Raw genomic sequence first — 15,272 nt, forward strand, 5'->3', positions numbered from 1 at the left:
GTGGGGCGCGATCGGTGCATGGAGATTGCGGCCCGGCGGCGTGTTCACGCGGGGCGGGTGCACGCTGTGCGGGCGCAGAAGCCATGCGCCCGCACAGACGTGAATTAGATAAGCGGCCCGCCGACTCACTTGTCGGGTGCTCGGAGTTCGCGGGCCGCGGCACTGAGGTCAATCATGACGATTGCTCGGGTTCGGGGTATCGGGGCAACCCCTGAATGCGCCGACGTCGTGCCGTCAGACGCTGACCGTGCGCTTGCTCTGTGCGCGTGACGGGCGCAGCACGTGCACACGGGTGCGGTGCACCGCCTCGAAGTTCGATGCCATCACCAGGGAGTACGCTCCCATGTCCGGGCAGAGCAGAACGTCATTCAGACCGAGCGGAGGCAACGGGATTCCGCGGGCGATGACGTCGATTCCATCGGTGCTGGCGCCGGCCAGTGTGCACGGGTACAGCGGCTCGCGTTCGTCGGCGCCCGCGCGCTCGATCTCGCCGAGGCTGAACATGCTCGGCACCTCCCCTGAGCCACGAAGACCGGCAAAGCTGCCGTGCATCCCGTCGTCCAGATAGTGCCAGATCTCACCGTCCCTGGTCGCCTGGCCGACAACACTCGTGGCCAGGAGCATCGCCGGCGCCGCGATGCAGCGCCCGAGCACGGCGAGCACGCGCAGTTGGGGAACACGCGGCGCGAGCACGTTCCGCACCACCTCGGCGATGGCGTCGACCCCCTCGCCGCCCTCGTGCTCAGCCGGCATCCCACCACCCAGATCGATGGTGTCGAGGCCGAGCCCCCACCGGGCGTTGCCCTCATCGATCAGGCGCAGCGCCTCGTGCAACATCGAGGAGAGCGCGGCGGGCGCGTCGGGCTCGGAGGCGGCGACGTGAACCGAGAAGCCGGCGACCCGGACTCCGATGCTCGCGGCGAATCGTGCCAGGTTGAGGGCGTGCTCGGTGTCGATGCCGAAGTGTGCGCCGTCGAGCGGGTGTCCAGCGGCATCCGCAGCGCGGCGCAGCCGCAGGAGCAGTCGCAGCTCGGGGTTCACGCCCGTGAACTTGCGCACCTCGGCCGGGTTGTCGGCGACGAAGAGGCGTACGCCGGCCGCTGCCGCTGCGACGATGTCGTCTGCACGCTTGATCGGGTGTGAGAACACGGCATCGGATGCCGGAATCTGCTCGTGTGCGAGCATGGCGAGTTCACCGGTGCTCACGGCGTCGAATCCACCGCCACAGGAGGCGACGGTGCGGATCACGGCCGGATGTGGCAGCGCTGCGAGCGCGTAGCGCAGCCGCACGAACGGCAGGAGTGCCGCGAAGCGCTCGAACTCGCCGGCGACCCTGGCCGGATCGAGCACGAACAACGGCGTGCCTGCTCGGCGCACGAGCGCGGCCAGTCCGATGGTGCTCGCGTACTCGTGCAGCGCGGCGCGGCCGGTGCTGCGGCGCTCGTGCCTCTGGAGCCCATCACGTCGAGTCCTGTCGGCGGCGGATCGCGGGCGTGACGGAATGGTATCGATGCTCATGGCGGCCTCCTTGCAGAATTCCAGCTTCTCCGCTCTGCGTGCCCGCCGCATCCGCACACCCCCTCAGCACGCTCAGGGCGCACCCCGATAGCCGCGGGAACGCGTCGGCGGTGAGAATCAAAACATGAATGCACGGGTACTGATAGTTGATGACCACCCTGGCTTTCGTGAGCAGGCCCGCCGCCTGCTTGAGCTCGCCGCTTTCGACGTTGTCGGAGACACCGCGTCAGCGGAGCTCGGAGTCCAGCTCGCCCTCGATCTCACTCCAGATCTGATTTTGCTTGACGTAATGCTGCCGGATGCGGTGGGATTCGATGTAGTACCGCTTCTGCGTGAGCAGGGTAGCGCTGTGATCGTGCTCATTTCGAGCCGCGATCAGAGCGATTACGGCACTCGGGTCGAGTCCAGCGGTGCCGACGGATTCATTCCAAAAGACGAGCTCTCCGGTGAGATGCTGCGGAGGTTTGTCGCGTGAGCGAGGGCGTGAGCGGTGACGGGCGAATCGGTTTCTGCTGGCGATCGCGCTCCGCTGCGCGTCGCGATCGCTGACGACTCTCTGCTGCTGCGCAGCGGCATCGAAACGGTTCTGCTGGCGCACGGCTTCGACGTCGTCGCCTCGCTCGACAGTGCAGACGGCGTGCACGAGCTGATCGAGGATGAACGGCTCGACGCCCTCGTCCTCGACATCCGGATGCCGCCGACGCACAGCGACGAGGGCCTGCTCGTGCTCGAGGCGCTGCGGGCGTCCGGATCCGACGTCGGGGTGCTGATGCTCTCGATGTACGCGACGCCGTCATATGCCATTCGGGCCATGAGCGCGGGCGGCGGGACAGGCTACCTGCTCAAGGATCGCATCGCCGACCCGGAATCGTTCGTCCACGCCGTGCACACGGTGGCCAGCGGCGGCTCCGTCGTCGACCCGGAGGTCGTCGCGTTGCTCGTCGGCACGCCGAGCTCCAACGCGCTCACCGCCCTGACCCCGCGCGAGCGGGAGGTGCTCACGCTGATGGCGCAGGGCAAGTCGAACGGTGGCATCGCCCAGGCGCTCTTCCTCAGCCTGAAGACGGTTGAGACGCACATCGGCAGCATCATGGCCAAGCTCGGCATCGACGATTCGCCTGGCGAGCACAGGCGGGTGCTGGCTGTTCTGCGACTGCTCGGGCCGTGAGCCGCTCGGTTCCCCGAGGGCGACTCGCGCTCGTCGCCCTCGCGACCGCCGTCGTCGTCATGTTCGAGGTGATCGGCTCGGAGGCGCGTGTCTTCCAGCCGGCGTGGACGGCGCCGTACACGGTCATGCACACGGCCGTCGGCCTCTGCTACATCGCCTGCGCGTGGATGGCCTGGCGCACCGCCGACTCTCCCATTCCCGGACGCATCATGCTCGCCGTCGCCTTCCTCTGGCTTCCGCCGACGTTCATCGCCGCGACCCAGCAGATCGGCTGGCTGTGGCCGCTGATGGAAGGACTCGGGCTGGTCTGGGCGGTGCTCGTCGGCGCCATCGTGCTGGTCTACCCGGCTGGGCGTCTGCACGGGCCGATCGACGTGGCGATCGTCGTCGTGGCCACCACCGCGATCTCGATCCGCTTCCTCAGCGCCCTGCTGTTCAACCAGCCGTCGGCGGAGCGTGAGATCGCGCCCAACCCCTATGCGATCGTGCCTGGCGATGAGATCTACCTGGTCGTCGACCAGGCCTTCCGACTCTTCGGGGTCGCGCTCATCGTGCTGATCGTGGCGCTCGTGGCCACCCGGTGGGTCCGGGGCAGCACTCCGGCACGGCACATCGCGTTCGTGATGCCCGTCGCCCTCGTGCTCTGGGCCGCGGCGATCGCGTACGAGACCCTGATGTACTCATTCGGCGGCACCGTGCTCGAGGTGCTCAGCTATATCTCGCTCGCGGCGACCGCGGCCGTTCCGATCAGTTTCGTCGCCGGCCTCAGCTATCTGCTCGGGCTGCGCGGACGCGTCTCGGACCTGATGGTGATCACCAGGGACGGCGTCGACCGGACGCTGTGGCAGTCGATCCTGGCCGACACCCTCCGGGACCCGTCGCTGCGGGTCTACTGGTGGGACGACGAGCTGAGACGCTACGTCGACTCGCACGGGCAGGTCGCCGTTCCGTCGGCGCGCGGGGCCGGGCGCCGCCGCGGCGATCGACGGCGCGGGTCGCTGCTGCCGATCAACACCCCGGATGGCCCGCTCGCCGTCATCCGGCACGACAGCGCCCTGAGCGAGAACGCGCACCTCCTCGACGCCGTGTCGACGGCGTTGCGACTGAGCGTGGACAACGGCCGGCTCCGGCAGGAGCTCGAGGCGACGCTCCACGAGGTGCGCGAGTCGAGGCTGCGCATCGTGGATGCCGGCATCGCGGCCAGGCGGCAGATCGAGCGTGATCTGCACGACGGCTCCCAGCAGTCGCTCGTCGCTCTGGCGCTGCGCCTCAGGATGGCGTCAGGCAAGGCGGAACAGCTCGAACAGCACGAGATCGCCGCCGACCTCGATGCGGCGCTGCAACAGCTCTCGGCCGCGCTCAAGCAGCTGCGCGAGTTGGCCCGCGGCATCCACCCCACCTCGCTCACCGTCGGGGGGCTGGCCTCGGCCGTTCCGGAACTCGTCGCGCATTCCCCGGTGCCGATCGACACGCGCATCGGCATCGACACGCGCCTGCCGTCCGTCATCGAGGCGACGAGCTACTTCTTCATCGCGGAGTGCCTCACGAACATCGCCAAGTACGCCGAGGCACGGGCCGGTCGCGTGATCGTCGTCGAGAGCGACGGCGAGCTCGTCATCGAGGTATCGGATGACGGCAAGGGTGGCGCGTCGCTCGGCGTCGGGAGCGGCCTGCTCGGCCTGATCGACCGGGTGGAGACGCTCGGCGGGCGGGTCGAGCTGCGGAGCGCGCCGGAGAACGGCACCTCGGTGACGGCGTGGATCCCACTCGCGCGCGACGCCGGCGTCATCGCCTAGCTCGCGGCGCGGTAGCAACGACGGTTGCGCGCCGGATCCTTCCACCGCGAAGCGGGCGTTTCTACGGCGCGGAGGCTACGGCCGCAAGCGCGCGGTCGCGTAGTCGACCCGGTAGCCGTCTTCGCTCGTCGTGGTGATCAGCGGGGTGCCCTCGGCGTCGTAGTACGGCAGCGCCCTGGCAGCCAGCCCGCGGGGCGGGTGGCCACCGGCGCGCAGCACACGCCACCACGGCGAATTCGAGCCGTAGTAGGCCATCACCTGCCCGACGGCGCGGGCGCCGCGCGAGCCCAGCATCGCGGCGACGTCGCCGTACGTCATGACGTGCCCGGCCGGGATGTCGTCGACGACGGCCAGCACCGCCTCGGCGAACCCGCGATCAGGGACGGCCATGGCCGTGCAGGCTAGGCGAGCTCGAGCGCGCCGATGACGTCGCCGTACTGCGTCTCACCGATGTCGACGAAGCCGATGCGGTGGAAGAACGCCTCCGGACCGGTCTCGCCCGGCTCCCACATCACCGTGATGCGCTTCACGCCACGCTTCAGCGCCTCCTGGGCCAGCGCCTTGGCCGCGAAACGACCGACGCCCTTGCCCTGCGCGTCGGCGTCGACGTTGATGCGCCAGATGCACGCACGGAATTCTTCGTGCTCGTTGTCAGGATCGAAGTTGCCGTGGATGAATCCGACGACCTTGTCGTCCTGCAGGACGACGCGCTGCCATGCGCTGCCTGGAACGAGAACCGAGGTCTCTGCAGAGTAGGAGACGGGCGTGATGAACTGCTCCTGCCCAGGCTTCAGGCTCAAGCTGTTCGCCGCCACAACGTTCGACGCCGACAATTCTTCCAGTCGCAATTCAGCCATGGCTTTAGGCTAACCCGCCGAACCCCGTTCGAGGTAGTCGAGCGGATGTCGGTTACTGCGCATCTCATGGGAACCGGGATCCCGGCTCAGACTGTGCCCGTCACACCCCGCCCGCCACACACCACCCATCGAACACTGAGGCGAGCCTGCGCTTGCTGGCGCCGACGCGCCGCATGGGCCAAGCTCGAAGTATGGCCTGGATTCTGAAGAACGCCCGCCGCTATCCGCTGCTCGCGACGACGCTGCTCGTCGCCGTGCTGGGAGTCGTGCTCTGGGCAGGTGGCTGGCCGAGCGCCGTGCAGTGGCTGTTCAGCGGCTTCGCGCTCATCGTCGCGGCGATGCAGGCCCACGAGATGGTCCGCGACATCATGCGCGGGCACTGGGGTCTCGACATCCTCGCCGTCACCGCCATCGTGGCCACCGTGCTCGTCAACGAGTACGTCGCGAGCCTCGTGATCGTGCTGATGCTGACCGGCGGCGAGGCGCTGGAAGACTACGCCGCCGGCCGCGCGAAGCGAGAACTGAACGCGCTGCTGGAGAAGTCGCCGCAGTCGGCACACCGGGTGCTGCCGGACGGCTCGATCGAGGAGATCCCGGCCACCGAGGTCGCCGTCGGTGACACGCTGCTGCTGCGCCCGGCCGAGATCGTCCCCGTCGATGGTGTGCTGCTCGGCGAGGAGTTGCCGGAGGGCGGGGGCGTGTTCGACGAGTCGTCGCTGACCGGCGAGAGCATGCCCGTGCAGCGGCTCGCCGGCGACGCCGTGTCGAGCGGTGCGGTCAACGGGCAGGCGGCCGTGCAGATCCGAGCGAGCGCGACCGCCGAGAACAGTCAGTACCAGCGCATCGTCGCCCTCGTCGCCGAGGCCAGCGAGAGCAAAGCGCCCGTCGTGCGCCTGGCCGATCGCTACGCCGTGCCGTTCACGCTGTTCGCGCTCGCCGTTGCCGGAGCGGCCTGGGCGATCAGCGGGGACCCTGTGCGCTTCGCCGAGGTGCTCGTGGTCGCGACGCCGTGCCCGCTGCTGATCGCGGCGCCGGTCGCGTTCATGGGTGGCATGAGCCGTGCCGCCCGCAACGGCGTGATCGTGAAGGGCGGCGGCGTGCTGGAGCAGCTCTCCCGCGCACGCACCGTCGTCTTCGACAAGACGGGAACGCTCACTCACGGCACGCCGAGCCTGGCCGAGGTGCGGCCGGAGCCGGGGTTCGAGGCAGACGAGGTGCTGGTGCTCGCGGCATCCGCCGAACAGTACTCCTCGCACGTGCTCGCCGCCTCGATCATGCAGGCGGCGCAGGATCGCGGCCTCGCGCTGCGCCCAGCAGAGTCGGCCCGCGAGGTTGCGACCCACGGAGTGGTCGCCACGATCGACGGTCGAACCGTGACCATCGGCAAGTTGAGCTTCGTGCGCGACGCGGCGCCTGACGCGGTGGCCACCCCGCTCTCCGGTGGGCAGCTCTCGATCGCCGTCGCCGTCGACGGCCGTTTTGCCGGCAGCATCGTCGCCAGCGACAGCCTGCGCGGGAATGCGGCGGCGACCGTGCGCGAGCTCGCGCGTCTCGGCGTGCGTGAGAGCATGATCCTCACCGGCGATGCGTGGCCGACCGCCGAGCACGTGGCCGCCCAACTCGACATCACCCGAGTGCAGGCCGAGTGCATGCCGGAGGACAAGGTCATTGCCGTGCGCGAGCTCACCGCGCGTCCGGTGATCATGGTCGGTGACGGGGTGAACGACGCCCCGGTTCTCGCCGCGGCGGATGTCGGCATCGCAATGGGGGCCAGGGGCTCAACCGCGGCCAGCGAGTCGGCCGACGTCGTGATCATGGTCGATGACATCTCGAGGGCCGCCAGGGCCGTGCACATCGGGCAGGAGACGATGCGGATCGCACTGCAGAGCATCTGGATCGGCATCGCCTTCAGCGTCGTGCTCATGCTGATCGCCGCGTTCGGGGTGATTCCGGCCACGGTCGGTGCCGGTCTGCAGGAGGTCGTCGACCTCGTGGCGATTCTCAACGCGCTGCGGGCGATCGGCTCGCGCCGCGACCGGGCATGGTCGGTGCCAGCCGCCCCGGCGTCGCCCGTCGCTGAGCTCGCGCGCTGACGGGACGCCGCGCGGGAGCGGCCAAGGTCACAGATCTATAAAGGGGCCGAAGAAGTTGCACTCCGAGCTTGCACATTGTTTGTTCGTAAGCTTTACTAACAACCATGACCGCAACGCAGCCCAGTCACGGGCGCATCCTCAGGCCCACCGCAAAGGTGTTGCCCGAGCATGCACGCGGCCACAACCGCGCGCTGGTGTTGCAGACGCTCTACGTGCAGGGCGCGCAGAGCCGGGCCGACATCGCCCGTGAGACCGGGCTCACCAAGGTGACGATCTCCGATCTCGTCGCGGAGCTGATCCTCGACGGCATCGTGGCCGAGCTCGGCCAGCGCGAGTCGACCCGCCCGGGCAAGCCGGCCACGATGATCGACATCGACCGCGCTGCCTTCCAGATCATCGGGATCGACCTCTCCGATCAAAACCTGCGCGGCGCGCTGCTCGACGTCGACGGCCGGGTGCTCCTGCGCGAGAGTGCTGACCGTGCCGGACGCACGGGCGACGCGGCGCTCGCCGCCGTCATCGAGCTCATCGACTCGTTGGTGCAGCGGGCGAGCGCGCCGCTGCTCGGCATCGGCGTCGGCTCTCCCGGCATCGTCGACGGCAGCGGGACCGTTCTCACCGCCGCGAACCTCAAGTGGGCGGACCTGCCGCTGCAGCAGCTGTTGCAGGAACGCTTTGGCGTTCCGGTCCTCGTCGCCAACGACGCGGATGCCGCCGTGCTCGCCGAGCACAGCTTCGGTGACGCCAGCGGCGACGTGATGCTCGTCAAGGTCGGCGCCGGCGTCGGCGCCGGGCTGATCCTCGGCGGCCGCCCGTTCTACGGCAGCAACTCGGCAGCAGGCGAGATCGGCCACGTCGTCATCGGCACCGACGGCGGCCCTGTCTGCGCCTGTGGCAAGGTCGGCTGCCTGGAGGCCTGGCTGAGCGTGCCGCGCCTGAGCGCACAGCTCGACGCGATCACGGGCGATGCCGCGGCGGCCTCGACCGAGCGCGAACTCATTCTTCGGGAGGCAGGTCGCCGGCTCGGCATCATCCTGGCCCCCGTCGTCGGAGCCCTCAATCTCTCTGAGATTGTCTTGAGCGGCCCGACGGAACTCCTTGATGGCCCGCTGGCGACAGCAACCATCGAGACACTCCGGAAACGCACGATGGCCGAGTTCACCGGCGATCTCACCCTCCGGATGACCGCACTGGCGCGGGACGACATCGTCTTGCGCGGCGCGGCCGTCATGGTCCTCTCAGGACAACTCGGGGTCTCATAGAGCCCCAACAACCCGCAGCACCACACCCAACCAAGAGTAAGGAATCCGCAATGAAGAGAAGGTATGCAGGCCTCGCACTGGCCACCGCAGCGGCACTCGTTCTTGCTGGTTGCAGCGCAACCACCGGCAACGAAGGCGGCTCGGCAGACGGTCAGGACATCACGCTGTGGCTGATGGGTGGCGACACCCCCGACACACTGCGCGACTACCTCAAGACCGAGTACAAGGATGCCACCGGCGGCACCCTCACGATCGAGGAGCAGGGCTGGGGCGATGCGCTCGCCAAGCTCACCACCGCGCTGCCCGACGCGGAGAACACCCCCGACGTCGTTGAGATCGGCAACACCTGGTCGCCGACCTTCACCAACGTCGGTGCGTTCAGCGATGTCAGCGACATGGTCGAGGAGCTCGGCGGCGACAAGCTGATCCAGTCCTTCGTCGAGGTCGGCGCGGTCGACGGCGCCAACTACGCCCTGCCGTACTACTTCGGCTCGCGCTACAACTTCTACCGCAAGGACATCTGGGCCGCCGCTGGCAAGACCGTCCCCACCACCCTCGCCGAGTTCGACGAGACCGTGAAGTCGCTCCGCACCGACAGCCAGTCCGGCTTCTACATCGGTGGCTCCGACTGGCGCAACGCGATCTCCTGGATCTTCGCCAACGGTGGAGAGCTGGCAGAGAAGGACGGCGACAAGTGGGTCTCCACCCTCTCCTCCGCCAACACCCAGAAGGGCATCGCCCAGTTCGCCGAGCTGTTCAAGGGCGCATCGCTGGCCCCGTCGACGGAGTTCGACAGCACGCCGTGGGTCAACATCAACAACAACGAGGCGACGGGCGTTCCCGAGGCCGCGACCATCATCGCTCCGGGCTGGGCCCACTGGTCGATCGGTGACCTCGCCGCCGACCCCGACGACGCAACCAAGACGGTCGCGACGTGGAACGACGACGTGTTCGGCACCTTCGTGCTCCCGGGTGTCGACGGTGGCGCAGCCCCCGTCTTCGCCGGCGGCTCGAACATCGCCATCTCGGCAGCCAGCAAGAACCAGGAAGGCTCGCGCGAGCTGCTGAAGATCGTCTTCTCCCCGGAGTACCAGACGCTCCTCGGCGAGAACGGCCTCGGCCCGGCCAACCTCGACTACGCATCCGCACTCGGTGAAGACCAGTTCGCCGCCGCGCTGATCGAGTCGGCCGCCTCCTCCAAGCTGACCCCCGCCGCTCCCGGCTGGGCTGCTGTCGAGGGTGCCGCGCTGCTCGAGGAGTTCTTCGGCAAGGTGACGGCTGGTGGCGACATCAAGGCGCTCTCCGCCGAGTACGACGAGAAGATCACCGCGCTTCTCAACTAGTCGCACCACAGCAGTACAGCAACACAGCACCAGGGGGCCGCGGGAACACCACCCGCGGCCCCTTCCCCTGACACCACCTCGCATCGAACTCGCATTGAAAGGAGGATGAGACCATGAGCTCAACCGTCGCCACCGCTCCGGAACGGGCCGCGAAGCAGGATCGATCGCCCGCCCCACCCCGGCGCCGCGTTCCCGCCCCCTACTTCCTCCTCATCCCAGCCGTCGTCATCCTCCTCATCGGAATGGGCTACCCGCTCGTCTGGCAGATCGTCACCTCCTTCCAGGAGTTCGGTCTGAAGCAACAGTTCGGCCAGCCTGCCGATTTCGTCGGCCTGGCCAACTACTTCGAGCTCGCCACAAACCCCGACATGTGGGGCGTCGTCGTGCGCTCGCTGCTCTTCATGGTGATCACCGCGTTCCTCACGCTCGCGATCGGCCTGTTGCTCGCGGTGCTGATGACCGCCGTCGGCAAGGCCGTCCGCCTGACCCTGCAGGTCTCGTTGCTGCTGGCATGGGCCATGCCCGTCGTCGCGGCGATGACCGTGTGGATCTGGCTGTTCGACCGCCGCCGCGGCGTCGTGAACTACCTGCTCGACATGATCCCCGGTGTCGACATGAACCGCTTCGCGTGGCTCGAGAACCCGCTCACCTTCTTCATGGTCGCGAGCATCATCGTCATCTGGATGTCGGTGCCGTTCGTCGCATTCTCGGTCTACGCCGGGCTCACCCAGGTCTCCGACGAGGTGCTCGAGGCCGCCCAGCTCGACGGCGCGACCCCCTGGCAGCGTCTGCGCTTCATCATCATGCCGATGATCCGCCCCGTCATCGCGATCGTGCTGCTGCTGCAGCTGATCTGGGACCTGCGTGTCTTCACCCAGATCACCATGCTGCAGGATGCCGGCTCCCGCGCCTCGGAGTTCGATCTGCTCGGCACCTACATCTACAAGCTCGGGGCCGGCTCGCAGGACTTCGGAATGGCCTCGGCCGTCTCCATCTTCGTACTCGTGCTCACTGTCGCGATCAGCTGGTACTACGTGCGCAGCCTGCTCAAGGAGGACGAACAGTCATGACCACCGCAACCACCCCGGCACAGCTCCCGGCACGTTCAGCCGATACGCGAGCGTCCGGACGCAGCCCCAAGGTGCGCACCCGCCCGCCGTTCCGGCTGAGCCGTGTGATCTACTCGGCCATCGCGATCGCCGTCGCCATCGGCTGGGTGTTCCCGGTCTACTGGATGATCAACTCCTCGCTGCTGCCCAACCGCACGCTGCAGTCCTTCATCCCGACCTTCTTCCCCGTCAACGGTTCGCTGAACAACTACGCGAACACCCTCGAGGACGGCACATTCTTCTCTGCACTCGGGATCAGCCTGTCTGTCACCCTGATCGCGGTGTTCTTCTGCCTGCTGTTCGCCTTCCTGGCCGCGGTCGCGATCAGTCGCTTCCGGTTCAAGGGCCGCAAGAGCTTCGTGCTCGCCGTCCTCATCGTGCAGATGCTGCCTGCAGAGGGCCTGTTCATCGCCCAGTACAAGATGGTCGCCAGCGTCGGCCTGTTGAACTCGATCATCGGCCTGAGCGTCATCTACACCGCGGCCGTCGTGCCGTTCACGATCTGGATGCTGCGCGGCTTCGTCGCCGGCATCCCGGCCGACCTCGAAGAGGCCGCAATGGTCGACGGCCTCAGCCGCACCCAGGCCTTCATGCGGATCACCTTCCCGCTGCTGGCACCCGGCCTCGTCGCGTCCGGCGTCTTCGCCTTCCTGCAGGCATGGAACGAGTTCACCGTCGCGCTGGTGCTGCTGCCGGCCGAGGCGATGCAGACGCTGCCGCTCTGGTTGCGAGGCTTCATCCAGGCCAGCGCCACCCGCGAGACCGACTGGGGCCAGGTCATGGCCGCGTCGACCCTCGTGGCCGTGCCCGTGATCGTCTTCTTCCTCATCGTGCAGGGCCGCATGACCAGCGGACTCGTCAGCGGGGCGGTCAAGGGATGACTCTGCTCGCCAACGACCAGGCCACGCAGGCTGAACTGCTCCGCCGGGTCTCCACAACCCTGCTGCCTGGATTCGTCGGAACCGTGCTCCCCGAGTGGCTCGCCGCGCGGCTCCGCGACGGCCTGGGCGGTGTGTGCCTCTTCGGCATGAACATCGAATCGGGCCACCAGCTGCGCGAGCTGACCGCCGCGATCCGCGCCGCGAATCCGCACGCGATCATCGCGATCGACGAGGAGGGTGGCGACGTCACCCGGCTCTACTACGACATCGGTTCGCCGTACCCGGGGGCCGCGGTGCTCGGCCGCGGCGACGACCTCGAACACACGGAGAACGTGGGCAGACTGGTCGGTTGGGAACTGCGCCGGTCCGGCTGCAACCTCAACTTCGCGCCGTCGATCGACATCAACTCCAACTCCGACAACCCGGTCATCGGCGTGCGGAGTTTCGGGGTCGAGCCGGAGCGCGTCGCCGCGCACGCCGCCGCATGGATCCGCGGCCACCAGCAGACCGGGGTCGCCGTCAGCGCCAAGCACTTCCCTGGGCACGGTGACACCGCCGTCGACTCGCACCTCTCGCTGCCCGTGATCGAGCGCAGCATCGATGAGCTGCGCGAGCGCGAGCTCGTCCCGTTCCGGGCCGCGGTCGCCGCCGGAGCGCGCACGATCATGAGCTCGCACATCCTGTTGCCCCAGATCGACCCCAACCAGCCCGCAACCTTCTCGGCCGACATCCTGCAGGGCCTGTTGCGCACCGAGCTCGGCTTCGATGGCGTGATCGTGTCAGACGCCCTGGACATGAAGGGCGCCAGCGGGGTGCACGGCATCGCCGAGGCCGCCGTCCGAGCGCTCATCGCCGGCTGCGACCTGCTCTGCATCGGCACGGAGAACAGCGACGCGCAGATGGACGAGATCGAGGCGGCCCTGCTGGCCGCGATCGGCTCCGGCCGGCTCAGTGCCGAGCGGATCGCTGATGCCGCCGGCCGCGTCATCCGCCTGGCCGAGGAATCGGCCGTGCTCGAGGCGGCCATCCCTGTCCCGGATGCCGTCGACACCGCAACCGACCCGATCCTCTCCACCGACCGCGTGATCGACACCTTCGCCGTCTCCGAGCGTGCAGCGCGCTGGCTGGCGGCCGGAACGCGGGCGCAGACCGTCGTGCGCATAGACACGGTCGCCAACATCGCCGTCGGCGTCGCGCCGTGGGGCCCGTTCGCCGAGATCGCGGAGGGAACGGTCGCGGCCGACCCCGCCTGGCTCGAGCCGAACGTCGTCCCCATCTCCGCGGCCGCACCAACGCTCCCGGCACTCAGCGGTCCCGTACTGGTCATCGGCAAGGACAACCACCGGCACGGCTTCGCGACCGCGGCGATCGACGCCCTGCGCGCCGAGAACCCCGAGATACTCGTGATCGACGCCGGCTGGCCGTCGGACGACCGCGCTTACGCGGACATCGCGACGTTCGGGGCCTCCCGGCTGCTCGGGCGTGCACTGCTCGCGCTGCTGAACGCGGAGAATCGGCAGGAGCGCCTGGCGTGAGGATCGGCATCGACATCGGTGGCACCAAGACGGCTGCCATCGCGGTGTCCGACGACGGCACCTTCGGCGAGGTCGTGAAGCGCGCGACCGGATTCGGCGGACGCGCGGTGCTGGACAGCGCGGAGACGAGCGTGCGCCTGCTGGCTGCCCGATCCGGTCTCGCCGTGTCCGCACTGAGCTCGATCGGCGTCGGCATCCCTGGCGCCGTCGACAGCGCGAGCGGCGTCGTCTCGCACGCCGTGAACCTCGGTGTGTCCGAGTTGGCGCTCGGCGCGGAGCTCGGCCGGAGGATGGGCGTTCCCGTCCACGTCGAGAATGACGTCAAAGCGGCCGCGCTCGGCGCGCACCACCTCACGAGCATCGCGGCAGGGCCGGGCGATGGCGGGAGCATGGCCTACCTGAATCTCGGCACGGGTCTGGCAGCCGGAATCGTGCAGAACGGGGTGCTGCTCCGCGGTGCGAGCGGCGCGGCGGGCGAGATCGGGCACCTCCCCATCGACCCGATCGGCGAGCTCTGCGGCTGCGGCCAGCGCGGGTGCCTCGAGACGGTCGCGTCCGGTTCCGCGATCGCACGCATGTGGCCGAGTGACGCCGCGCTCCCCGCCGCCGAACTGTTCGACCGCGCCGCGGCCGGCGACGCGAAGGCACTCGCTGTTCAGCGCACATTCTTCGAGGGGGTCGCGGCCGGTGTGCGCATGCTCGTGCTCACGGTCGACGTCGATCGCGTCGTGATCGGTGGTGGATTGAGTGCTCTGGGGGAGCCGCTGATTCATGGCGTTCGCGGTGTACTGGCAGACTGGTCTCTGAGCTCCCCGTTCCTGGCCTCCCTGCGGCTCTCCGACCGTGTGCAGCTCATTCCCATCGGTTTTCCGGCCGCTGCGTTTGGTGCGGCACTAGTAGGAGTGAAGTAATGGCAGAGATCATCATCGTCAAGAATGCGGAAGCCGCCGGTGAGCTGGCCGCGGAGGCGATCCTGCGCCTCGTGGCTCGCAAGCCGGATGCCGTGCTCGGCGTCGCGACGGGCTCGACCCCGCTCAGCACCTACCAGGCCCTCGCTCGCACAGTGCAGGCAGAGAACCTCGATCTCAGCGCTGTGCGCGGCTTCGCGCTCGACGAGTACGTCGGCATCCCCGTCGAGCACCCGGAGAGCTACCGCTCCGTCATCACCCGTGAGGTCGTCGAGCCGCTCGGGCTCACCCCGTCACTCGTGCACGTGCCGAACGGCCGGCTCGACGGCATCCAGCACGCGGGCGACGAGTACGAGGCGGCTATCCGTGCAGCAGGCGGAGTCGACCTCCAGATCCTCGGCATCGGCCGCACCGGGCACATCGGCTTCAACGAGCCAGGCTCATCGCTCGCCTCGCTCACGCGCACCAAGACGCTCACCGAGCAGACCCGCATCGACAACGCCCGCTTCTTCGACTCCATCGACGACGTCCCGACGCACTGCATCACGCAGGGCCTCGGCACGATCCTGCGTGCGGAGCACCTCGTGCTGTTGGCATTCGGCGAGGCCAAGGCGGATGCCGTCGCCGCAGCCGTCGAGGGCGCAGTGACGTCGAGCCAGCCCGGATCCGTCATCCAGCTGCACGCCCACGCGACCGTGATCGTCGACGAGGCCGCGGCATCCAAGCTCGCCTTCGCCGACTACTACCGGCAGTCGTGGGAGACCCGTTTCGACTGGGAAGTGATCTAGCCGACATCCGGATA

At 68.4% G+C, this 15,272-nt stretch carries 14 protein-coding genes; 11 read left to right on the top strand and 3 right to left on the bottom strand.

From position 1 onward, the window contains the following. Nucleotides 1-234 precede the first annotated feature (234 nt). Nucleotides 235-1,518, bottom strand: a complete 1,284-nt coding sequence (locus EV379_RS02675) for a type III PLP-dependent enzyme domain-containing protein (RefSeq protein ID WP_165397270.1) — start codon at nt 1,516-1,518, stop codon at nt 235-237. A gap of 124 nt (nt 1,519-1,642) precedes the next feature. On the opposite strand from EV379_RS02675, the gene EV379_RS02680 reads away from it, so the two are divergent. From EV379_RS02680 to EV379_RS02690, 3 genes are read left to right on the top strand one after another with little or no spacing between them, the layout of a single operon-like run. After that, a complete protein-coding gene (locus EV379_RS02680; RefSeq protein ID WP_055834473.1) occupies nt 1,643-1,993 on the top strand; it encodes a response regulator in 351 nt (116 codons plus the stop codon). A gap of 15 nt (nt 1,994-2,008) precedes the next feature. Continuing rightward, entirely contained in the window at nt 2,009-2,686 is a 678-nt protein-coding gene (locus EV379_RS02685) for a LuxR C-terminal-related transcriptional regulator (protein ID WP_130504784.1), read from the top strand. Continuing rightward, complete coding sequence (locus EV379_RS02690; protein ID WP_130504785.1) at nt 2,683-4,482, top strand: sensor histidine kinase; 1,800 nt, start codon at nt 2,683-2,685, stop codon at nt 4,480-4,482. The genes EV379_RS02685 and EV379_RS02690 overlap by 4 nt, the downstream gene beginning before the upstream one ends. A gap of 75 nt (nt 4,483-4,557) precedes the next feature. Here the strand turns inward: EV379_RS02690 and EV379_RS02695 are convergent, their stop codons facing one another. Continuing rightward, a complete protein-coding gene (locus EV379_RS02695) occupies nt 4,558-4,872 on the bottom strand; it encodes an MGMT family protein (protein ID WP_130504786.1) in 315 nt (104 codons plus the stop codon). 11 nt (nt 4,873-4,883) lie between these two features. Then, nucleotides 4,884-5,339 (bottom strand): GNAT family N-acetyltransferase, encoded by a 456-nt coding sequence (locus tag EV379_RS02700; protein ID WP_130504787.1) that lies wholly within the window; start codon nt 5,337-5,339, stop codon nt 4,884-4,886. Nucleotides 5,340-5,530: 191 nt separating this feature from the next. On the opposite strand from EV379_RS02700, the gene EV379_RS02705 reads away from it, so the two are divergent. The 8 genes from EV379_RS02705 (at nt 5,531) to nagB (ending at nt 15,258) form a co-directional block, all read left to right on the top strand. After that, nucleotides 5,531-7,432, top strand: coding sequence for a heavy metal translocating P-type ATPase (locus EV379_RS02705; RefSeq protein WP_130504788.1), 1,902 nt, complete (start codon nt 5,531-5,533; stop codon nt 7,430-7,432). Nucleotides 7,433-7,536: 104 nt separating this feature from the next. Then, the gene (locus tag EV379_RS02710; RefSeq protein WP_130504789.1) at nt 7,537-8,694 is read left to right on the top strand and encodes an ROK family transcriptional regulator; all 1,158 of its coding nucleotides are present in this window, start codon (nt 7,537-7,539) and stop codon (nt 8,692-8,694) included. 50 nt (nt 8,695-8,744) lie between these two features. Next, nucleotides 8,745-10,037: an extracellular solute-binding protein gene (locus EV379_RS02715; RefSeq protein ID WP_130504790.1), complete on the top strand. Its 1,293-nt coding sequence runs from the start codon at nt 8,745-8,747 to the stop codon at nt 10,035-10,037. Between the two features lie 113 nt (nt 10,038-10,150). Next, the gene (locus tag EV379_RS02720; protein WP_130504791.1) at nt 10,151-11,107 is read left to right on the top strand and encodes a carbohydrate ABC transporter permease; all 957 of its coding nucleotides are present in this window, start codon (nt 10,151-10,153) and stop codon (nt 11,105-11,107) included. Continuing rightward, complete coding sequence (locus EV379_RS02725) at nt 11,104-12,027, top strand: carbohydrate ABC transporter permease (protein ID WP_130504792.1); 924 nt, start codon at nt 11,104-11,106, stop codon at nt 12,025-12,027. The genes EV379_RS02720 and EV379_RS02725 overlap by 4 nt, the downstream gene beginning before the upstream one ends. Beyond that, nucleotides 12,024-13,562 (top strand): beta-N-acetylhexosaminidase, encoded by a 1,539-nt coding sequence (gene nagZ, locus EV379_RS02730; protein WP_130504793.1) that lies wholly within the window; start codon nt 12,024-12,026, stop codon nt 13,560-13,562. Before EV379_RS02725 ends, nagZ begins: the two co-directional genes overlap by 4 nt. Beyond that, nucleotides 13,559-14,473 carry an ROK family protein gene (locus EV379_RS02735; RefSeq protein ID WP_130504794.1) on the top strand — a complete coding sequence of 305 codons (915 nt, stop codon included), beginning with the start codon at nt 13,559-13,561 and terminating at the stop codon, nt 14,471-14,473. Before nagZ ends, EV379_RS02735 begins: the two co-directional genes overlap by 4 nt. Then, on the top strand, nt 14,473-15,258 hold the full coding sequence (nagB, locus tag EV379_RS02740) for a glucosamine-6-phosphate deaminase (protein WP_130504795.1): 786 nt from the start codon (nt 14,473-14,475) through the stop codon (nt 15,256-15,258). The genes EV379_RS02735 and nagB overlap by 1 nt, the downstream gene beginning before the upstream one ends. The last annotated feature ends 14 nt before the right edge of the window (nt 15,259-15,272 follow it).

The sequence above is a fragment of the Microterricola gilva genome, assembly GCF_004217495.1.
Classification (GTDB): domain Bacteria; phylum Actinomycetota; class Actinomycetes; order Actinomycetales; family Microbacteriaceae; genus Microterricola; species Microterricola gilva.